The organism is Candidatus Eisenbacteria bacterium, from assembly GCA_018831195.1.
Lineage (GTDB): Bacteria > Eisenbacteria > RBG-16-71-46 > CAIMUX01 > JAHJDP01 > JAHJDP01.
In genome coordinates, this window is sequence record JAHJDP010000028.1 from 37,019 (window position 1) to 57,081 (window position 20,063).

At 58.3% G+C, this 20,063-nt stretch carries 18 protein-coding genes; 1 reads left to right on the forward strand and 17 read right to left on the reverse strand.

Annotation, left to right across the window (positions count from 1 at the left end; genetic code table 11):
- Positions 1-10: 10 nt before the first annotated feature.
- The 6 genes from KJ970_05105 to lnt are packed head-to-tail and all read right to left on the reverse strand — an operon-like array spanning position 11 to position 4,928.
- Positions 11-685, reverse strand: a complete 675-nt coding sequence (locus KJ970_05105) for a phosphoribosylglycinamide formyltransferase (GenBank protein ID MBU2690287.1) — start codon at positions 683-685, stop codon at positions 11-13.
- Positions 685-1,644 carry a tRNA pseudouridine synthase A gene (locus KJ970_05110; protein MBU2690288.1) on the reverse strand — a complete coding sequence of 320 codons (960 nt, stop codon included), beginning with the start codon at positions 1,642-1,644 and terminating at the stop codon, positions 685-687. Before KJ970_05110 ends, KJ970_05105 begins: the two co-directional genes overlap by 1 nt.
- The gene (locus KJ970_05115; protein MBU2690289.1) at positions 1,641-1,982 is read right to left on the reverse strand and encodes a hypothetical protein; all 342 of its coding nucleotides are present in this window, start codon (positions 1,980-1,982) and stop codon (positions 1,641-1,643) included. The genes KJ970_05110 and KJ970_05115 overlap by 4 nt, the downstream gene beginning before the upstream one ends.
- Positions 1,983-2,666: an aspartate-semialdehyde dehydrogenase gene (locus tag KJ970_05120; GenBank protein MBU2690290.1), complete on the reverse strand. Its 684-nt coding sequence runs from the start codon at positions 2,664-2,666 to the stop codon at positions 1,983-1,985. It abuts the gene before it with no gap.
- Positions 2,663-3,898 (reverse strand): class I SAM-dependent rRNA methyltransferase, encoded by a 1,236-nt coding sequence (locus tag KJ970_05125; GenBank protein MBU2690291.1) that lies wholly within the window; start codon positions 3,896-3,898, stop codon positions 2,663-2,665. Before KJ970_05125 ends, KJ970_05120 begins: the two co-directional genes overlap by 4 nt.
- Positions 3,891-4,928: an apolipoprotein N-acyltransferase gene (gene lnt / locus KJ970_05130; GenBank protein ID MBU2690292.1), complete on the reverse strand. Its 1,038-nt coding sequence runs from the start codon at positions 4,926-4,928 to the stop codon at positions 3,891-3,893. The genes KJ970_05125 and lnt overlap by 8 nt, the downstream gene beginning before the upstream one ends.
- A gap of 712 nt (positions 4,929-5,640) precedes the next feature.
- Here lnt and rpsT point away from each other — a divergent pair.
- Positions 5,641-5,910, forward strand: coding sequence for a 30S ribosomal protein S20 (rpsT, locus tag KJ970_05135; protein MBU2690293.1), 270 nt, complete (start codon positions 5,641-5,643; stop codon positions 5,908-5,910).
- A gap of 88 nt (positions 5,911-5,998) precedes the next feature.
- Here rpsT and dapB read toward each other — a convergent pair whose 3' ends face one another.
- The 11 genes from dapB to KJ970_05190 all read right to left on the reverse strand — a co-directional run bounded on the left by dapB (position 5,999) and on the right by KJ970_05190 (position 20,008).
- Positions 5,999-6,775: a 4-hydroxy-tetrahydrodipicolinate reductase gene (gene dapB / locus KJ970_05140; protein ID MBU2690294.1), complete on the reverse strand. Its 777-nt coding sequence runs from the start codon at positions 6,773-6,775 to the stop codon at positions 5,999-6,001.
- Positions 6,772-7,668, reverse strand: coding sequence for a 4-hydroxy-tetrahydrodipicolinate synthase (gene dapA, locus KJ970_05145; GenBank protein MBU2690295.1), 897 nt, complete (start codon positions 7,666-7,668; stop codon positions 6,772-6,774). The genes dapB and dapA overlap by 4 nt, the downstream gene beginning before the upstream one ends.
- Positions 7,669-7,673: 5 nt before the next feature.
- Positions 7,674-8,606 (reverse strand): diaminopimelate epimerase, encoded by a 933-nt coding sequence (gene dapF, locus KJ970_05150; GenBank protein ID MBU2690296.1) that lies wholly within the window; start codon positions 8,604-8,606, stop codon positions 7,674-7,676.
- The gene (locus tag KJ970_05155; protein MBU2690297.1) at positions 8,603-10,030 is read right to left on the reverse strand and encodes an Ig-like domain-containing protein; all 1,428 of its coding nucleotides are present in this window, start codon (positions 10,028-10,030) and stop codon (positions 8,603-8,605) included. The genes dapF and KJ970_05155 overlap by 4 nt, the downstream gene beginning before the upstream one ends.
- Before the next feature lie 38 nt (positions 10,031-10,068).
- Positions 10,069-10,986 (reverse strand): ornithine carbamoyltransferase, encoded by a 918-nt coding sequence (argF, locus tag KJ970_05160; GenBank protein MBU2690298.1) that lies wholly within the window; start codon positions 10,984-10,986, stop codon positions 10,069-10,071.
- Between the two features lie 31 nt (positions 10,987-11,017).
- Complete coding sequence (hslU, locus tag KJ970_05165; GenBank protein ID MBU2690299.1) at positions 11,018-12,382, reverse strand: ATP-dependent protease ATPase subunit HslU; 1,365 nt, start codon at positions 12,380-12,382, stop codon at positions 11,018-11,020.
- 86 nt (positions 12,383-12,468) lie between these two features.
- The gene (gene hslV / locus KJ970_05170; GenBank protein ID MBU2690300.1) at positions 12,469-12,996 is read right to left on the reverse strand and encodes an ATP-dependent protease subunit HslV; all 528 of its coding nucleotides are present in this window, start codon (positions 12,994-12,996) and stop codon (positions 12,469-12,471) included.
- Position 12,997: 1 nt separating this feature from the next.
- Positions 12,998-13,954 (reverse strand): tyrosine recombinase XerC, encoded by a 957-nt coding sequence (locus KJ970_05175; protein ID MBU2690301.1) that lies wholly within the window; start codon positions 13,952-13,954, stop codon positions 12,998-13,000.
- Positions 13,926-16,172, reverse strand: coding sequence for a type I DNA topoisomerase (gene topA / locus KJ970_05180; GenBank protein MBU2690302.1), 2,247 nt, complete (start codon positions 16,170-16,172; stop codon positions 13,926-13,928). The genes KJ970_05175 and topA overlap by 29 nt, the downstream gene beginning before the upstream one ends.
- A gap of 54 nt (positions 16,173-16,226) precedes the next feature.
- Entirely contained in the window at positions 16,227-19,310 is a 3,084-nt protein-coding gene (gene secA, locus KJ970_05185; GenBank protein MBU2690303.1) for a preprotein translocase subunit SecA, read from the reverse strand.
- 128 nt (positions 19,311-19,438) lie between these two features.
- A complete protein-coding gene (locus tag KJ970_05190) occupies positions 19,439-20,008 on the reverse strand; it encodes a hypothetical protein (protein ID MBU2690304.1) in 570 nt (189 codons plus the stop codon).
- Positions 20,009-20,063 lie beyond the last annotated feature (55 nt).

Here is a 20,063-nt window from a genome sequence, read left to right on the forward strand (position 1 = left end):
ACGCATCCGATCAAGCCGGTTCCACCCAAACCCGGCCGCCCTGCGACCGGACCCGCCCATCGGCGAAAGCCTGGACCGCCGCGGGAAGAAGTCTGTGTTCGACGGCGAGAACCCTTGCCGCGAGGCTCTCTACCGTATCGTCAGAGCGGACCGGGATCTGTTCCTGCAGGAGGTTGGGGCCCTCATCGTATCCCTCGGTCACCAGGTGAACGGTGGCGCCGCTGACCCTCTCCCCCGCCGCCAACACCGCTGCATGAACCCGCCGGCCGAAATACCCCTTCCCCCCAAAACGCGGAAGAAGAGCCGGATGGATATTGATGATGGCATCCGGATAAGCTCTCAGGACCTCCCGGGGTAATTTCTTCATATACCCTGCAAGGACCAAGAGACGGGCGCCGGAATCCCGCAAGGACTCCAGCAGGGCTCTCCGAAAAGAGGGCAAGTCGGGGAAATCTTTCGAGCGGAAAACCGCTGTCGGAACACCGGCCCGTTTCGCGCGTTCCAATCCGACCGCCTCCGGGTTTGAGGAAATGACGAGACAGACTTCCGCCGCTATCGATCCCACCGTCGCAGCATCCAGTAGGGCCTGGAGATTCGTTCCCCCCCCGGAAATCAGGACGGCGACCCGAAATTTTTCGCCCGACGAGATGTGGGATTCCCGTTGGGAAATGGGGCGGGGCTCCATCATGAACGCTCTTCCTGCTTCAGATCCGGTGGCTTCAAATCTGGTGGCTTCAAATCTGGTGGCTTCAGATCAGGCTCCTTCAAACCCTCTCCTTCCACATCAAACATCATCGTATCCCTACGACCCGCGCTGGGTAAAGGTGTTCCCGGTTCATATGTAAACATTTCCAGCATGCGGGTCTCGCCCCACCAAGGAGTGACCGGCGGGGATGCGGCGACGTCCCAGAGGGGGTTATAACCGACCCCGGTAAAGTAAAGCCCGTCGGCTGGAACGGGAGGTCCCGCGAGGCGTCGATCCCCGCCGCTCAGAAGCTCCGCCATTCGATCGGAGCCCCACCGACCCCGCCCGATCTCAAGGCAGGTCCCGACAACCGTTCGGACCATCCGATAAAGAAAATGATTGGCCCGGATCCGAAAGATCAGCCCGCCGGACCACTCCCCCCATCCGGCCTGCAGAATGCGGCAGATCGGCTGACGGTTGTCGGCGCTTTTATTCGACAACCCTATACAATTTTTGTCGCCGGTCAGGAGGGAGGCCGCCTCGATCATCGGACCCATTTGCGGCCAGACAACCGGGTGATAGGCGCGATGCCGCAGGAGGGCCGAGGGCCCCCGCATGAGAAGATAGGTATAATCCCGCCACCCGGCGCTCCAGCGGGCATTAAAGCGCTCCGGCGCCTCCTCGAGGGCGTGCACCCGGATATCGGCTCCCGTCAGGCTGTTCACAGCCCCCAGCAGGTTCCCGGCCGGCAGCGGTCTTGCCGTTTTGAAACTAGCGGCATGAGCCAGGGCATGACATCCGGCATCGGTCCGGCCGGCGGCGACAAGATGCACGGGGTGTTGGAGAACAAACTGAAGAGCCGCGGTCATCTCTCCCTGCACGGTGCGGAGATCTTTTTGCATTTGCCAACCGTGGAAGTTGGCGCCGTCAAATTCCACTACGAGGCGAAGCGTTCTCATTGGGCCGCGGCTTCCATGATTTGGACCGCGTTGGTGGCCGCTCCTTTGAGCAAATTGTCCGCTACAACCCAGAAATGCAGCGTCCCCGGCCGCCCTGCCTCCCTGCGCACCCGGCCGATGAAGACACCGTCGCGGCCGGCGACGTCCCGCGCCGTCGGATAGATCGAATGGGGCGGATCGTCTTGCAAGAAGATCCCCGGTGCGGCTGCGAAGATCCGGCGCGCCTCTTCGGGATTCAGGGGACTTTTTAAATCGACCGTCACCGCCTCGCTATGCCCCGCGACGACGGGGACCCGGACGCAAGTGACGCCGATGGGAAGAGCGTCCTCCTCGAGGATCTAGCGCGTCTCCACCTGCATCTTCCACTCCTCACGGGTCCAGCCATCTTCAACAAAGGCATCGCATTGTGGTATCACATTTCGATGGATTGGATAAGGGAAGGCGCCGCCCGCCGAAACCCGGCCGGGGTCCTCCGACTCCTCCGCCGCGAGAGTTCGGATCCCCTCCCGCCCAATCCCCGAAACAGCTTGATAGGTCGATACGATGACCCGTTCCAAACCCGCCGCCCGCTGGAGCGGTTTCAGGGCGACGACAAGCTGTATGGTTGAACAATTGGGATTGGCGATGATGCCGCTGTGGGACTTTATGGCCTCGGGATTGACCTCGGGGACGACCAGGGGCACATCAGGCGCCATCCGGTAGGCGCGGCTGTTGTCGATGACCAGGACACCCCGCGCCACCGCGGCGGGGGCGACGGCCCGGCTGACCTCGGGTTTCGTCGCCAAGAGAAGGACATCAAGCCCCGCCTCCACGCCATCCGACCACCTTTCAACGACAGAGGCTCCCCCCCGGAAAGGGATCACCTCTCCCGCCCCCTTTTCCGTCGCCCAAAAATGAACCGATTCCAGCCGACAGTCTGATCTCTCGAGGGAGGCGATCATGTTTCGCCCCACGAGACCCGTGGCCCCCAATACGCCGACCCGCAGAGGCGTTTTCATCCCAAAGCATCCGGCGCGACTCATGATGTTGAATCCACCTCCCCCGGCGTCTCACCGAGGTCCATGCCCCTCAACAACATCCCTTTGAGATACTCTCCCTGAGGATGATCCAGCGAGACGGGATGGTCGGGACCGGCGCCCAACCTTTCCACCCATTGCATCGGAACGCCGGCGTCCCGCGAGGCTCCGAAGACGATCTTTTGAAAGAGATCGGTGGTGATATGTTGCGAACACGAAAATGTCGCCAGCCATCCCCCGCGGTCGAGGAGCTTCATCGCCTGCATATTGATATCTTTATAGCCGCGGCTGGCCTTATCCACATGGCGGGCGGCTTTCGCCAGTGAAGGCGGATCGAGAATAATAAGTCCGTACGGCGACTTGACGCCGCGAAGATAGTCCCACGCATCGGCTTTCACAATATCAAGGCCGGTATTCTTTATCCCATTGATGGCCCAATTTTCGCGCGCCAGCTCCAAGGCGGGCCCGCTCGAATCGACCAGGGTCACACGCCGGGCGCCGCAGAGGGCGGCATGCAGCCCGAATCCCCCGGTGTAGGCGAAAGGAACAAGAACATTGCGGCCCGCCGCCAGCCTTCCGATACTGATCCGATTGAGACGTTGATCGAGATAGAGGCCTGTCTTCTGTCCACCCTTGAGATCGACCAGGAGACGAGCCGGCCCTTCGCGGATCTCGAGTCGATCCGGAGGATCCTCTCCCGCCACCGTCCTTGTCTCACCGGGGATCTGGGAATCCCGGACCGCGTTTTCCGTTCTAAGGAGCACACCGCGAGCGCCCGAAATATCGAGAAGCCTTTCCGCCAATTGATCCAGTATCCGGTACCAGAGAAGGGAGAGGGGTTGTACAACAATAAAATCATGATATTGATCAACGATCAGCCCGGGGAATCGATCCCCCTCCCCATGGATCCAGCGATAGGCCTGAACGTCTTTATTTAAAATCTCCCGGCGGTACCGGTAGGCTGATTCCAGACCCCGCCGGACCCAGCGGTCATCGATCTCACCCTCCGTCCACCGGAGAATCCGGCCGATGATCTGCGATTCGGGATTCACCGTGGCGACGGCCATATACTTTCCGTCACTCGACCAGATCTCGCCCAGATCACCGGGTTCCGCCCCTTCCAATGCCTCCACCGACGCGATCGCACCGGAGAAAAGCCATGGATGGCGGAAGGTGACCGAGCGATCCCGCCCCGGTTTTAGGAACAGACGATAAGTCCGTGGAACGAGATCAGCCATGTCGCCCCCTTTGACGTTTGCTATTGTAAAATGCCGTTCCCAGGAGGATCAACCCGATGGCTGTCAGGGCGAGACGAAACCATGAACCGGTGCGCATGGCGAAACTCGGCCGTCCCGGACCCACTTCAGCCAGCAGCATCCCCTCCTTGAAGGTCCCTAGAGATTGAACGATCCGCCCGTAGGGATCCACGAAAAAAGACAAACCGGTATTGGCGCAACGGACCAGCGGCAGGCCCGTCTCCACCGCCCGGTGTATCGCCATATCCGCGTGCTGGATCGGCCCCGGAGAATCACCGAACCAAAAATCGTTTGTGATGTTGACGAGAACATTGGCACTCTCTTTCACAAAACGCCGGCTGACCTCGGGGAAGACCGATTCAAAACAGATGAGGGGAGCCATTTTCAACGAATCCAGCTCGAAGAGAGGCCAATCCTCACCGGGCGCGAAATCGGATTGGCCGAAATCGAGTTTCGTCAGGAACGGGAGGATCTTCTGCATCGGCATCCGCTCACTGAACGGCACCAGCTTTCGCTTGTGATAGAGGCCGAGAATGACGCCTTCCTTGGAAATGTATAAGGCGGAATTCCTCGGGTGCTGCCGCCCGGTCAGCGAATCCGTATCCGTATGCAGTGTTCCCGTCAAGAGGGGTACCCCCCCATCCGCCAGCAGGTTTCGAATCCGGGCGAGATAAAGGGGTTGATAGAGTATCCGCAGCGGGAGGGCCGTTTCGGGCCAGATCAATAGTTCAGCCCCCGCATCGATCGCCTGCCGGCTGATCCGATCCAACCGTTCCCAACTCGCTTGGGCGCCGCCGGGCCGCCACTTGATCTCGCGGATCACATTCGGCTGGATAATCCCGATCCGGCGCCCCCCCCTCTCCCCGCAACGCCGCCTCCGGAGAGGGCGCCCGGCCCAACCGCAGGGAACCCTGAAGAAAGGGAAGCGCGAGGAAGAGAACGGCTCCGGCCAACAAAATCGATCGCCTTCGGGCCGGATGGGAAGACCGGGAATGGAACCGAAGGCCCTCATGCAGCAATCCGGTGACCCCTCCTATCCAAAAGGTGAGTCCCCAAAATCCAGTGACGGCGGTAAATTGGAGGGCGGCGGGAAACCGGGCCAGGGCATATCCGGGGATGCCCCAGGGGAGGGCAAGGGGTCCGATCGACTTAAGCCACTCGATCAGGGTCAGATAGATCGGAAAGAGAAGGCCGAGGGGAAGACCCGTCCCGGCGGCCGTCCGGCGCAGGACCCCGTAGAGGAGGAGATAAAAGAGGCCTAAATAGGCCGCCATCAAGAGCAGGCAGGGGATCATGAGGCCGGGAATCGTCACCTGTTCATTCGAGAGGTTCAGAATCCAATAGAAGATTCCGCCATAGAAGAGAAATCCGGCGGTCCAGAAACGCCGCCCAAGCCTGGCCGGGGGAGCGGCGGGAGATCGGTCCAGATCCTCCTGCAGGTGGCGGAGAAGGGGGAGCCATCCCAAAAATATAGCCCCCGGTATCCGGAGGGGGGGAAATGAGACCCAAAGGAGAAGGGCGGTAAGGACCGACGGCGACCAAAACCGGATCATACCTCTCAGCTTAGCGGGCAATTGAAGACTCCTCTTGACGGTCCGGCCGCCAGGGCTTAACTTTTCTCAAGGCTGGTCCATTTTCGGACCGGCCTATCTATGGAATCCGATTTTGGGTTCCCGCCCCATCACTTCATGATTGTATGACTTATTGAAAGGGAGATCAGTTCTTTGCCACAGCATAAATCGAATAAGAAGAGGATGCGTCAAGATGTCCACCGCCGTCTCAAGAACCGGGTTGTGAAATCCCAGGTACACACCGCGATTCGCAAACTCGAAAATGCCAAGCCGGATGAGATGCCGGAGCTTCTCCGGAGTGCCCATTCTGAGTTGGACAATGCCGAGCGGAAGGGCGTTCTGAAAGAAAACACCGTCAATCGCAAGAAATCGCGTTTGGCGAAGTGGGTTGCCAAGCAAACCCAGACAACACCCTCCAGCTGAAGAGTTTTCCCAAGGCGCCGGGCCCGCTAACAGGGCCCGGTCAGACCGGGATCCTCACTTCGAAGATCTCCTCTGAACTAAAAAGATCTCAGTCCAAAAAGATCTCATCCACACTATAAAAACCGGGTGGCCGTCCCACCAGCCGGCGCAGGGCGAGGAACGCCCCTCTGGCAAACGATTCCCGGCGAGTGACACTGTGCGCCAGTTCGAGCCGCTCCCCGCCGGGCAAAGCGAGATAACAACGGTGCTCCCCCACAACCTCGCCCAGACGGAGGGCATGAATCCCCACCTCTTCAGGCGACCGGGGGCCGGCGAGTCCCGAACGCCCCTCTTTCTTAATCGCATGGCCGCCCCGCGCCTGGGACCAGGTCTCATAGAGCGTTCGCGCCGTTCCACTGGGAGCGTCACGCTTCGCGCCATGATGGATTTCGAGGATCTCCAACTCGGTCCCCTCGGGCGCCTCCCTGCCGATGGAGGCGAGACACCTGCGCATCAAGGCGATCCCCAAACTAAGATTGCTGGCTTGCAGAATGGGGATCGTCTCCGCGGCCCGCGCCAGCCCGGCATGGTCCTCCTCCGTCAGACTCGTTGTTCCGCTGACGAGGGGCCACCCTCTCTCGGCGCAGACGGTCGCGATCGCTGCCAGGCCTCCGGCATGCGTAAACTCGATCACGCCATCGGCCGGATCCGCGACCTCCCCCAGACGGCGGCGCCAGCGATCGTCCTCGATTTCGTGGGAATCGACGAGAGCGACGATCGTCAGCAGGGGATCCTCCACGGCCAGCCCCTCAATCGCCCGACCCATCCGGCCGGCGGCGCCGGCAAGAACGAAGCGAAGGACGCGATCGGCGGAGTCCACCCTCATGAGCGGACCTCCTGATCCAGCCCTTCAATCGCCCGCCTAACCCTTTCGGCCACCTCCCTCAGACCCTCCCTGTTGTCCTCCCGAATGGGCACCAGCGGCAGGCGGAATTCATCCTTGATCAACCCTTCCTGCGAGAGGAGATATTTGATCGGGCCGGGATTGCTCTCGATGAAGAGCGCCTTGAAGAGGGGGCCCAGGGCGAGATGGTAGCGCCGGGCCGTCTCCAGGTCATTCGAACGGGCGGCCTTGACCATGGAGACCATCGCCCGAGGGAAGAGATTCCCCAGAACGCTGACCACCCCTTGCCCCCCCACGGCAAGGATCGGCAAGGTTAAACCGTCATCCCCAGACAGCAAGGTGATGGTGCCGGCATGCGCGATCTCAGAGATCGCTTCCAGCGACCCGGAGGCCTCCTTGATCGCCACGATCCGCGGGTGTTTCGCCAAACGGATCACCGTCGGAACGGTGAGGCTGACACCCGTCCGCCCCGGCACATTGTACAAGACAATGGGGATATCAACCGCATCGGCCACGGTCTGATAATGTGCAAGAAGCCCCGCTGGTGTCGGTTTGTTATAGTAAGGCGTAATAAGCATCGCCCCATCCACACCCAGTTCCCGCGCCTCCCGCGTGCGTTCAATGGTTGACGCGGTCGTGTTGGTCCCGGTTCCGGGAAGGATATAGGCGCGTCCGCGGGTGCGCTTCTGGACCCGCTGGATCACCTGCAACCTCTCGCTGGGACTCAGTACGGCAGCCTCACCGGTGCATCCGACGGGGACGATACCGTCGATCCCGCCATCGAGGAGATGATCGACCAGCCGATCAAGGGCTTCGAAATCAATCTCCCCGTCGCGGAATGGGGTGACCATGGCAACAGCGACACCTTCAAACATAATTCCTATCCCCCCTCATTGATCCTTCCACGATAAATGATCCGCGCGGGGCCTTCCAGAAACCAGCGTCCGCGGTCTTCTGTTTTATAAGCGGCTGTTCTAATATCCGTCTCCCCAAAAACAGTCAACTCATCCCTTCCTGTCGGCTGGATCGTTATGGGGGTCCCAGCTTCTTTCCAGCTCGTCAGCGCCCAGGCGGCGGCCGTGATGCCGCTGCCGCAGGCGAGGGTTTCATCCTCGACCCCCCGCTCAAAAGTCCGCAGACGCCAGGTCTTTCTTTCCATCGGCTGATCCGGCCGGCTTTTCGGCAGCTTCTCCGGCGGCCCTTCCTTCAAGATGAGATTGACATTGGCCCGCGAGGGACCGACGACGGCGTGCCGGCTGAGGGGTGGGCCCCATTGGCTGACCGGGCGATCGAAAAGATCCGCCGTGCAGAGAAGGACGAGATGGGGCACACCCACGGTGACAAGCGCCGCCCGCAGAATCCCCTTCGATGGGAATTCGAGCCCCTCTCCATCCGCCGCGGGAAATGTAACGGGCCCGAGATGTCTCCCTTCGGGATCCGGCATGCTGGTCCGAAAACGCCCCGGGCCGGCCGGTTCGGCCTCCACCGCATAATCCTCCAGGCGAAATATGAAAGGGGGAAGCTTCCCGTCGAGGAGCAGATAAGCGGCGATACACCGCGCGCCGTTCCCGCAGAAGGCGGCCACCTCGCCATCGGGATTCCGGAACCGAACCTGGAGCCCCCCCTTCACCCGGGGCTCGATATAGAGCAGGCCGTCGGCGCCGATCCCCCGCCGGCGGTCGCATAGCTTTCGAATCTTCTTTGAATCCCAGGTCATCGGTTGGAGCCGGCCATCGACAAGGATGAAATCATTGCCGGCCCCTTCGACTTTAACAAATTCGAAGGATGAGGCCGGATGGTCTTCAGGTTTCATGGCCCTTCCCCCGGTTCCCCCGAAGCTTTTCCAGCCGCCCGCGTGGAATCGGATGTCCCCCCTCTCAGCGGCAGGAGGTTTTCGGGCCAGGGTTTGGGCAGGACCGGCAGGGAGACCTGAAGAGAATCAATCGAACGGACCGGTTGAATCTCATAGGGACCCATCCAGGCGCTCTCCGGTTCACCCTCGGTGAGATCGCCACTGAGATTCAGGTCCCGGTAGGCGCGCAGCCAATAGGAGCCCGGCGCGATCCCCTTCAGTTCAAACGTATCGGAAGTACGCACTGAGGATATCGCACTGGAATCGGGGGATGGGAAAAGCTCCACCCATATCGGTCGGGCGCAATAGGCGCTGTCTTCAAGGGACGTTTCCAGGTCGAGGGCGAGCCCCGCCAGCATCGAATCTATCGCCGGCGGATAAAGCCGGCCCGGTAAAACCTCCAAGGTGTCTTCCGACCACTGCATCCACTCTTTCCAGGCTCCACGATCATCTGGGTCGGCCGCCTCCTCCGAGGTCGAATCTGGAGGTGGGGCCAAGAGGGCCCGCAGGGAGTCGGCCCGCAGTCGGATCGGCCCCGGTCGGCTTCGACGTGTACAAAAAGAATCGACAATCGTCCCGTTGATCGAACCCGGTTCATTGGGATATACGAGATAGATTTCCAAACCCATCCGCGTGGCCAGTGTATCGGGCAGAAACAGACTATCCGGGAAACAGGCCCAGAAATCAGATTTTTCATCGAAGGAGCGGTTGCCGCCGGCATCATAGAGGACGGCGATCGTCAGGGGTGTGTTGACCGGCAGATGCGGCAGAACGAATCCGCCCCGCGCGTCGGTTTGTCCCCGCCGGATGGCATCAGAGATGCCTCCAGGCGGAAAGAGCTGCCGGACCGGCTCCGTCACGGGCTCAGAGGCTTGTCCATCGGCCTGCGCTGGCGCCGGACCTAATGGAGCCCCCGTCCAGGCAAAAACAAATTGGCCTTGCGCCGGCAGGAGTCCCGCGATCACCTGTCCTTCGATGCGGCCCATGTCCAAATGATCCCCGGTCGAGAAGGGGATCGCTACGGGCGACGCCAGGGGATTCCTCCGCCGGTCCCGGATTTCGCTTCCCAGTAGAAGGACATACGTCGTGTTGGGTTGCAGGGGCGCCTTCGGCTGGATCGTGACATCCCATGCATTCCATGTGAATTGTAAGCGATCCACCTCAGGACTCAGAAAAAGCCAATCCTCCACCGTTCCCTTATTCATCGATTCACTAAAGGAGATGACGAAGGGATCCTCGACCCCGACGCCGACGGCGAGGGATTCCGGAACCGTGAGCAGAACCGTCGGCGGGGTTTTATCTTCCGGACCTCCGGAGGGAGGTTCAATCTGGGCGCATCCCCCACCGATCCACTGGAGAATGATTCCGGAGAGGAATCCCACCATGAGGGAGGCCCTCCCGCCGGACCCAATCCGCTTCTGTCTCAGCCTTCCATACACGTGACCAAAAGCCCCTTCTGGGCATGAAGACGGTTTTCCGCCTGGTCATAGACAATCGAGTGCGGACCGTCCATCACCTCATCTGTAATCTCTTCCCCACGATGTGCAGGGAGACAGTGCATGACCAGCACATCAGGATCGGCGCCCTTTAGCATTTCACTATTCACTTGGAATGGAGGGAAGATCTTGCGGCGCTCTTCCGCCTCATTCTCCTGCCCCATACTCGTCCATGTGTCGGTGTAAATGACATGAGCTCCCGCCACCGCCTCCTGAGGAGATGAGGTCACGAGGACTTTACTGACCCCCCTGTGCTGGACCGCCTCAACAAGCTCTTCCTCCGGTTCAAATCCCTTGGGCGACCCTATTCTGAGATCGAGTTTGTAGCGCAGGCCGGCATTCAGCCAGGAGCGGACAATATTATTGGAATCCCCGAGATAGGCGAGGCTCAGGCCGTCGATCGAGAGCCCCTTCTCCCGCAGGGTCAACATATCAGAGAGAATCTGGCAGGGATGAAATTCATTGGTCAGCCCGTTGATGATCGGAATGGTGGAAGCCCGGTCGAGATCCTCGATATCTTTCTGATGGAAGGTCCGAATCATGATGCCGTCCAGATAGCGGCTCATGACCGCCCCGATATCCTTCACCGCTTCGCGGCGGCCGAAACCGATTTCCGCGTCGGTAATCAGCATCCCTTTGCCGCCCAGCTGCCACATGGCGACCTCAAACGACAATCGGGTTCTAAGACTCGGTTTGTGAAAGATCATCCCGAGAACCTGGCCCTTCAAGAGCTGCGTTTCGCGGCCTTTTCTGAAATCCTTCTTTATGGATATCGCCCGGTCCAAGGTCCGGTCCAAATCGGCCCGGCTCCAATCCGATAATTTCAAGCAACTTTTCTTTCCCATCGAATCCATCTCCCTTCCACTCCTTGAGACCTCACAAAATATAACGACTCAGATCCCTATCTTGAAGGATGGAGCCCAGTCGTTTCTCAACCAAGCCGGATGTGATCTTGACCTCATCCATCTTTCGATCCGGGACATCAAAGAGGATATCTTCCAAAAGTGTTGTCAGTATTGTATGCAATCTTCTGGCGCCGATATTCTCTGTGGCGTCATTCACTTCACTGGCGATGGCTGCGATTCTTTTCAGCGCATCGGTTTCAAATTCGATCTGAACGCCCTCGGTGGCCAATAGGGCTTGGTATTGTTTAATAAGGGCGTTCTTCGGTTCCGTCAGGATCCGGTAAAAATCATCTTCCGTCAAAGAAGACAATTCAACCCGGATGGGGAACCGGCCCTGCAATTCCGGAATCAGATCTGAGGGGCGGCTGGTATGAAAAGCCCCCGCGGAGATGAAAAGGATATGGTCGGTCCGGACAAGACCGTATTTTGTGGCCACGGCGCAACCCTCGACGACCGGCAGGAGATCCCGCTGCACGCCCTGCCGGGAGACATCCGGCCCCGAACCTCCTTGTTCGATAGCGACCTTATCGATCTCATCAATAAAGACAATCCCCGCATTCTGGATTCTTTCGAGCGCCGCTTCGATGGCCTTATCCATATCAATCAGCTTCTGGGTTTCTTCCTGTAGAAGATAGACCCTCGCTTCAGCGACGGTCAGCCGGCGCTTTCTCTTCTTCTTGGGAAAGATCCCGTCCATCCCCTCGGGCAGGCTGATGTCCATCTCTTCCATCCCCATATTGGAAAAGATCTCGATCATTGGAGAGCTCCGTCCCATGACTTCCAAGTCGATCATCCGGTCCTCGAGCTGCCCTTTTCCCAGCTGGGTTTGGAGTTTCTCCCGCGTCCGCTCCCAGGATCCGTCATCCTCGGATTCTGTCGCATTCTTCCGGGGCCGGGGCAAAAGGATGTTTAACAATCTCTCCTGTACCCCTTCCTTGGCCTTCTCCTCGACTTCCTGACTCATTTCCTGCCGGACCATGGAGACACCGATTTCCGTCAGATCGCGGATCATCGACTCAACGTCCCGTCCGACATATCCGACTTCTGTAAACTTCGAGGCTTCAACTTTGATAAAGGGAGCCTTCGCGAGGCGGGCCAGCCGCCGCGCGATCTCGGTTTTCCCGACACCGGTCGGGCCGATCATGATGATATTGTTCGGGACGATTTCATCTCTCATCTCCGGAGAGACTTTTTGCCGGCGGACTCGGTTTCGCATGGCGATGGCCACACTTCGCTTGGCCGCATTCTGCCCGATGATATACTTATCGAGTTCATGCACAATCTGGCGGGGAGTGAATTGCTCGAGACCCGCAGCTGCTTGTTGTACGTCTGTCAATGCAGAGACCTCCCATTCCTACCGTGGGATTTGATGTGATGTATGGTGGCGGGGCAAATCGAACCCGGTCCACAAACCGGGAACGCCTAGAGTTCCTCGAGATAGATCTGGTCGTTGGTGAAGATACAGATTTGGGCCGCGATCCTCAAGGCCTCGACGGCCAGCTTTTCGGGAGGAAGTTCCGTATGCGCGGACAGAGCCCTGCAGGCGGCCAGGGCATAAGGCGCCCCGCTTCCGATGGCAACAATGCCGTCTTCAGGCTCCACGACATCACCGGTTCCTGAGATAAGAAGAACATGGTCCCGATCCGCCACCGCCAATTGAGCTTGGAGACGCCGGAGAAAACGGTCGGACCGCCAAACCTTAGCGATCTCGATCGCCGCCTTTTGAAGCTTGCCTTGATGGGATTCCAAGGCTGTTTCAAAACGGTCGAAGAGTTGCAGGCCATCCGCGGCGGAACCGGCGAACCCGGCCAGAACCGTTCCTTGATGAAGACGGCGGACTTTTCGGGCGGTTGCTTTCAAGATGGTATTTCCCGCCGTCACCTGGCCGTCACCGGCCATGGCGCTTTTCCCGTCTCTCACAACAGCCAAGACAGTGGTGGATCGAATCATGTCATGCTCTCGGGTGCGCACGCTGATAAACCTCCCTTAGAGATGATGGGGTGACATGCGTATAGATTTGAGTGGTCGCCGGAGAAGCATGGCCGAGCAGTTCCTGAATGATCCGCAGATCGGCCCCACCCTCCAAAAGATGAGTGGCATAAGAGTGTCGGAGGGTGTGGGGGCTCGGCCGGGCTTCGAGATTAAAGGGCATCAAATAGCGCGTGACGATCCGCTGAATGGAACGGACCGAGAGGCGTTCCCCGCGCGGATTCCTGAAAAAAGAAGTCTCCTGCGGATCGATCGATCCGGCCCGTTCCGGGTGTCGGAGATATTCTCTCAGCGCCTTTCGACAGGGTTCGCCGAAGCAGACCATACGTTCCTTGCCGCCTTTCCCCCGGATCCGCAACCACCCCTCCCGAAAATCGACATCCTCAATATTGACATCCGCCGCCTCGGAAACGCGGACACCGGTGCCATAGAGGAGTTCCAGAAGAGCCCGATCCCTCAGACCCTCGATCCCCTCGGGCCAGGGTCCCTCCAGAATCCTTTGGACGCGATGCGCCCCCAGCGGTCTGGGGAGCTTCCGCCCTGATATCGCCCGTGGAATCTCCGGTGCGGGATCCCGCGGGAGGATTCCCCGGCGTGTGAGGAAACGGGTGAAGCGAAAAATCGCGGCCCGGCGGCGGGAGAGGGTCGAGGCTGAATAGCCCCGAGCGGCCAGGACGGCGAGATAGGCCCGGATCGTCGCGGTATTGATTCGTTCCGAAATGCCGGATGGTTCACTCTGCCGAGGGGCGTGCTCGGCGAGCCAGAGCCGGAAACGCTCCAGATCCTCGGTGTAAGCCTTGATGGTCAGCGGGCGTAGACCCTCAACCGCCCTCAGCTGAAGCAGAAAGGCCTCCATTTCCGGAACCAGGGCGTCACTTCCCCTGGAGATTTTAGAGGACGCCTTCCTTGACGATGCCATCGGCAAGACTCCGATCCCCCCGGAAACGGCATTGCGGGCAGTAGAGATGCGGGCCGTGGGTTTTTGTTTCCTTTTCAACCAAGAATGGATTTTTGCAGGCCGGACATTCGACCGGGACCGGCCGGTCCCAGACCGCAAAATCGCAATCCGGGTAGCGGTCGCACCCAAAGAAAATCCGGCCCCGGTGACTGCGCTTCTCCACCAGTCCACCGGAACAATCGGGGCGCGCGCAGGGAACGCCCGTGGGAACAGCCCGGGTCGTTTTGCACTCCGGGTAATGTTCGCAGGCCAGAAAGCGGCCATACCGCCCCCGCCGCAGCATCATGGCCGCCCCGCATTTTTCACATTTGAAATCGGTTTTCTGAGGTTCCTCATCGGGGCTCAGGGGCTTTGTGAAACGGCATTCAGGATAATTGGGACAGGCCAGGAAGGGTCCATTACGCCCGAACTTCTTGACCATCTTGACCCCGCACTTCTCACATTCCTGATCGCTCTCTTCCTGAATCTCTTCCTTGAGATGGCTTTTGGATTCTTCCGCCTTGGCGAGGTCTTTTTGGAACGGCTCGTAGAAATCTTTAACGACATGGCCCCACTCAACATCCCCCTGCTCGATACCGTCGAGCTCCCCTTCCATCTTTGCGGTAAAATCAATGTTAAAGATATCGGGAAAGGTTTTTATAAGAAGCTTCACAACGGTTTCTCCGAGATCGGTGGGAAGCAACCGTCCCTTGTCACGGTTGACATAATCCCTCGCCAGGATTGTGGATACGATTGTGGCGTAGGTTGAGGGCCGGCCGATCCCCTTTTCCTCGAGAGCCTTGACCAGCGTCGCTTCGGTGTAACGCGGCGGCGCCTCGGTGAAATGCTGCTTCTTTTCAAGTCGTTTGAGCTTCAGAGGATCCCCCTCCAGCAATTCCGGAAGATCCACCGAGTCTTCATCCTTGTTCTCCTCGGTATCCCGGTAAAGCCGGGTGAATCCGTCAAAGACCAGATGCGTGCCCGAAGCTCTGAAGAGAAGGCGGCCGTTGGCGACATCGACCGTTGTCACATCCGATTCCTGATCTGACATTTGAGAAGCGACAAAGCGGTTCCAAATCAGCCGGTAGAGGGAGAGCTGATCCTTGCTGAGGACCTTGGCCAGGGAATCAGGCGTCCTCGTCACATCGGTCGGACGGATCGCCTCGTGCGCGTCCTGTGTCCGCTGTTTCTGCCGGTATAATCTCGCCTCTTTCGGAAGATACGGGGAACCGAATTGAGACTGAACCAGGTCCCGCACATTCGATAGAGCCTCATCTGAGATCCGGGTTGAATCGGTTCGCATATAGGTGATCAGACCGACAGGATCACCGCCATCGACGGAGAGCCCTTCGTAGAGCTGCTGCGCCACCATCATCGTCTTTTTCGCCGATGACCTCAGTTGTTTGTAGGCTTCCTGTTGAAGAGTGCTGGTAATGTAGGGCGCGTATGGCTTACGCCGGCGGCGCGTCGTTTTCAGTTCAGAGACTTTAAAGGAACCACTTTTGGCCTCTTCAACAAGGTTCTTCGCCTCTTCTTCATTTGTGATCTCAGGTTTCTTTCCATTGATCTTGTGAAGCTTGGTGGTGAGCTTCCCGCCCTTATCTGTGAGCAGGTTCGCCGTGATCGACCAATATTCCTGCGGCACAAAGGCGCGGATTTCGATCTCCCGATCAACAACAATTCGAAGGGCCACACTCTGAACCCGGCCGGCGCTCAAGCCGTATCGAATCGTCGACCAGAGGAAGGGGGATATCAGATATCCCACAAGACGGTCCATAATGCGGCGGGCCTGCTGCGCGCCCACTTTTGTTTGGTCTATTTCCTGCGGATGTTCCAAAGAATGCTTCACCGCATTCTTTGTGATCTCATGAAAGATGAGGCGTTGATAACTTGAAGCCGACTTACCCAACACCTCAGCGAGATGCCAGGCGATCGCCTCCCCCTCGCGGTCGGGGTCAGGAGCCAGGAAAACGGCGTCGGCGGCCTTGGCGGCATCTTTCAATTCTTTGATTATCTTTTTCTTGGCCGCGATGACCGTATAGGCCGGAGAAAAGTTGTTCTCCAGATCCACACCGAGTTTGCTCTTCGGCAGATCCCGGATATGCCCCAAACTGGCAAGGACCGTATATTTGTTTCCCACCATGCGTCCAATGGTCCGCGCCTTCGCCGGTGACTCTACAATAATCAATGATTTAGCCATCTATCCCTCAAACATCCTGTTCCACCGCTGCCTTGGTCGCTCTCCAAACTCCATCTATCCAGGTCGACCACAACACTTCTTGTACTTTAGCCCGCTTCCGCAGGGGCACGGGTCATTTCGACCCACTTTGGGCTGGGAGCGAACCAGTGTCTTACCCCGTCCGGCCGCTTCCCCGCCCGATTTCGAGACCCCGGCGCCAACCGTCACCGGCTGCCCACCCCCACCGGACCCGGCCGTCTGACCGGTTCCCAGTGTCCTATGCTCCGCGTGCTGGGTCCTCAGGAGCTGCCGCTGCTGATGATCGGGCGGCGGCGGGGCCGGTTGCTGGCCGATCTGAACCCGGAAGAGCATCTTCAGCGTCTCCTCCTGTATCTCATCCATCATGATGGCGAACATGCCGAAGGCCTCCCGCTTGTACTCGATGAGAGGGTCCTTCTGCCCGTAGGCTCGCAGACCGATCCCCCCCTTCAGCTGGTCGACCTCATACAAATGATCCTTCCAACGATCGTCGATCGCCCGGAGAAAAACATACCGTTCAACCTGGCGCATAATGGAAGCAGATAAAACCTCTTCTCTAATATCATAGGCCTTATGAGCCTGCTCCACCGCCTCGCCCAAAATCGTGGCGCGGGTGACCAAAACACCTTCGGGTAATTCAAAATTGAACGGATACAGAAAGGTGCCGCCCAATTCGGACCGGAGCTCGTCCAGATTCCAATCGTCCTGATGGTCCCCGGTTCCGAGATGGACCGAGACCTTGCGTTCGACGATTTCATCAACCATCTCGAGCAAATGGCCGCGAAGGTCTTCGCCCTCCAGCACCCTCTGCCGGAGCTCATAGATCACTTCGCGCTGCTGATTCATGACATCATCGTATTCAAGCAAGTGCTTCCGGATCTCAAAATGATGCGCCTCAACGCGCTTCTGAGCCTTCTCGATCGCGCGCGTGACCAGCCGGTGGGTAATGACCTCACCCTCCTCAACACCCATCTTTTGTAAAACCCCGGACAATCTCTCGGGACTGAACAGACGCATGAGATCATCTTCCAGAGAGAGGAAGAAGCGGCTGGATCCCGGATCACCCTGCCGCCCGGAGCGCCCCCGGAGCTGGCGATCGATCCGGCGGGATTCATGCCGTTCGGTGCCGACGATATGAAGACCGCAGGGCATATCCTTCCGGCAGGCCGCGACCGATTCACAGGCATCGCAATCGGCTTCGTCCTCGGGGGTTTGGATATAGCACAGCTTGCCCTTGACGACACCAGGCCCCAGGCGGATATCCGTTCCACGGCCCGCCATATTCGTGGCGATCGTTACCGCGCCCGGTAATCCGGCCAATTGTACAATTTCAGCCTCTTTGCGGTGCTGCTTTGCGTTGAGAACATTATGATTTATGCCCCGGCGTTTCAGCATCCGGGAAAGCGTCTCTGAAACCTCGACACTGATCGTTCCCACCAAAACCGGACGGCCGGCCTTATGATAGGCCTCGATCTCTTCGAGGATGGCATTATACTTTTCCCGCCGTGTGCGGAAAATCAGATCCTCATAATCGATACGGCGTACCGACTCATTCGTGGGTATGACGACGACATCGAGATTGTAAATCCGGATGAATTCCTCCGCCTCTGTCTCCGCCGTTCCGGTCATGCCCGACAGCTTGTCATAGAGGCGGAAATAATTCTGAAGTGTAATAGTCGCCCAGGTCTGCGTCTCCCCCTCGACCTTAACCCGCTCCTTGGCCTCCAAGGCTTGATGCAGGCCTTCGGAAAAACGGCGGCCGGGCATAAGACGTCCGGTGAATTCATCCACGATGAGAACTTTCCCGTCTTGGACAACATAACCGACGTCCTTCTCGAAGAGACAAAAGGCTTTCAGAAGCTGATTGATGCTGTGAATCTCATCATTCTTCTCGGCGTAGCGCTGATGAACCGCCTCGCGCTTCAGGATTTTCTCTTTGGGATCCAAACTCCCATCAACATCCACCGCTCCCAACTCTTCAGAGAGATCGGGAAGCGTGAAGTAATCAGAGTCCTGAGGCGACATATGCTGCCGGCCGATATCGGAGAGATTGAGGCTGCTGTTCTTTTCGTCGATCGAGAAATAGAGTTCCTCATCCAGCTCATGCAACCGTTTATCCCGCATGAAATCCGACTCTACCCGGTGGATTAATTTATCCAAGGAGGGGCTGTCGGCCAGCAACTTAAGGAATCGTTTGTTCTTTGGAGCGGCGCGGCGAATCTGAAGCAACCGGATACCGGCCGGATATGGATCCTCTTCCGTCTCGAGTTTTTGTTCAGCCTCTTTGAGAAATTTTGCGACCAATAAATTCTGCGCATAGACCAAGGATTCCACCTTGGGACGCAGTTCATCGTATTTTTGGCGGCTTTGCGTTACAGGGCCGGAAATGATCAGCGGCGTCCGCGCTTCATCGACGAGCACGGAATCGACCTCGTCAACGATGACAAAGAAATGGCCCCGTTGAACTTGATCCTCCTTCCGGCTCGCCATATTATCCCGCAGATAATCAAAGCCGACTTCATTGTTGGTCCCATAGGTGACGTCGGCCTTGTACGCCTCACGTCGCTGGGCCGTTTCAATGTCATGCGCAATGACGCCCAATGTTAAGCCCAAATATCTGAGGATCTGCCCGACCCACTCGCTGTCTCTGCGGGCCAGGTAATCATTCACGGTGATGAGGTGGCAGCCGAGGCCCGCGATGGCGTTGAGATAGAGTGGAAAGATTGCCACCAGGGTCTTGCCTTCTCCCGTCGCCATTTCAGCGATCTTGCCCTGATGCAGAACAATGGCGCCCATCAGCTGAACATCAAAGGGGACCATCTCCCAAAGGGTTTCGTGGCCGACCACCGTCCATCGTCTGCCGACATGGCGGCGGCAGGCTTCATAGATCGTCGCGTAGGCTTCCGGCAGAAGCTCATCAAGTGTCTCACCTTCTTGATAGCGACGACGGAATTCGTCCGTCTTGGCCTGGAGTTGTTCTTCCGACAGCTCGCAAAGCAAAGCAGCTTCTACCTTTATCTGCTCGACGATCGGAAAGAGGCTCTTGACATCCCGCTCGTATTTCGTTCCGAAGAGCGATGTAATCGCTTTTGTAGCAACTTGTTTCACCGCATCGAGCATCTCAATCTCTCCATCGACATTCGATCCTGGAGGATATCCCAAAGATCCATCGGCACACGCTAGCAGAGATGCCCCGACCCTGCAACCGACCCAAACGAAGGTCCCCCGCCCCCGAATTCTCAGCGGGGTCAGCTCAGGAGCATCATGGTGAATCCGGCCGAGAGGGGAATTCGAAGATTATCATCCAAAGGCAAGGGAAGAAGCTCAAAGAGGGTCGCGACAAAGGCGCCCCCCAAGATCATTTTCAAGCTGAGACCGGGTATGATCAAACCGATGACAACACAAGAGATGAAGCAGGCAAGACTCCCCTCCAGCGTCTTGGAAAGGATCGGAATGCGGCCGAAGGTTCGTCCGACCAGCGCCGCCATCGTATCCCCGACGATGAGGAAGCAGAGGGAGGCCACCGCGATCGGTTTGTTGAAGGTGTAGATCGAGATCAAGCAGGCGAGCAAAACATAGGTCGATCCGAGAAGATTGTAGCGTTCATGATCCCGGACCAGCCGGCCAAAGAAATAGTAGAAGAAGGTGCGGATCCGCGGTTCATTCAGTCGGACCATATCGACAACCAGGCTGATGAGAGTGAGGATGAGGAGAATCCGGCGGCCCTGCGTTTCAGGAAGGATGTAATACCCCACCGGGAGGATGATCGCCCCCAGATGGATCGCTTTACGCCCGATTTCCGATGTCAGGGATCTCAAAAACCTCTCTCCGTTCTGAACTTACCAATCACTAGGACATCAAGGTCCGTCCCAT

Coding starts and splice junctions, on each gene's coding strand:
- KJ970_05155 (MBU2690297.1), bottom strand. CDS start 10,030: ATGGTGGGATTCCTCTCCGGAATCATTCTCCAGTGGATCGGTGGGGGA.
- KJ970_05125 (MBU2690291.1), bottom strand. CDS start 3,898: ATGGCTGATCTCGTTCCACGGACTTATCGTCTGTTCCTAAAACCGGGG.
- hslV (MBU2690300.1), bottom strand. CDS start 12,996: ATGATTCGATCCACCACTGTCTTGGCTGTTGTGAGAGACGGGAAAAGC.
- argF (MBU2690298.1), bottom strand. CDS start 10,986: ATGGGAAAGAAAAGTTGCTTGAAATTATCGGATTGGAGCCGGGCCGAT.
- dapB (MBU2690294.1), bottom strand. CDS start 6,775: ATGAGGGTGGACTCCGCCGATCGCGTCCTTCGCTTCGTTCTTGCCGGC.
- dapA (MBU2690295.1), bottom strand. CDS start 7,668: ATGTTTGAAGGTGTCGCTGTTGCCATGGTCACCCCATTCCGCGACGGG.
- topA (MBU2690302.1), bottom strand. CDS start 16,172: ATGGCTAAATCATTGATTATTGTAGAGTCACCGGCGAAGGCGCGGACC.
- KJ970_05105 (MBU2690287.1), bottom strand. CDS start 685: ATGGAGCCCCGCCCCATTTCCCAACGGGAATCCCACATCTCGTCGGGC.
- KJ970_05175 (MBU2690301.1), bottom strand. CDS start 13,954: ATGGCATCGTCAAGGAAGGCGTCCTCTAAAATCTCCAGGGGAAGTGAC.
- KJ970_05110 (MBU2690288.1), bottom strand. CDS start 1,644: ATGAGAACGCTTCGCCTCGTAGTGGAATTTGACGGCGCCAACTTCCAC.
- lnt (MBU2690292.1), bottom strand. CDS start 4,928: ATGAGGGCCTTCGGTTCCATTCCCGGTCTTCCCATCCGGCCCGAAGGC.
- secA (MBU2690303.1), bottom strand. CDS start 19,310: ATGCTCGATGCGGTGAAACAAGTTGCTACAAAAGCGATTACATCGCTC.
- dapF (MBU2690296.1), bottom strand. CDS start 8,606: ATGAAACCTGAAGACCATCCGGCCTCATCCTTCGAATTTGTTAAAGTC.
- KJ970_05120 (MBU2690290.1), bottom strand. CDS start 2,666: ATGAGTCGCGCCGGATGCTTTGGGATGAAAACGCCTCTGCGGGTCGGC.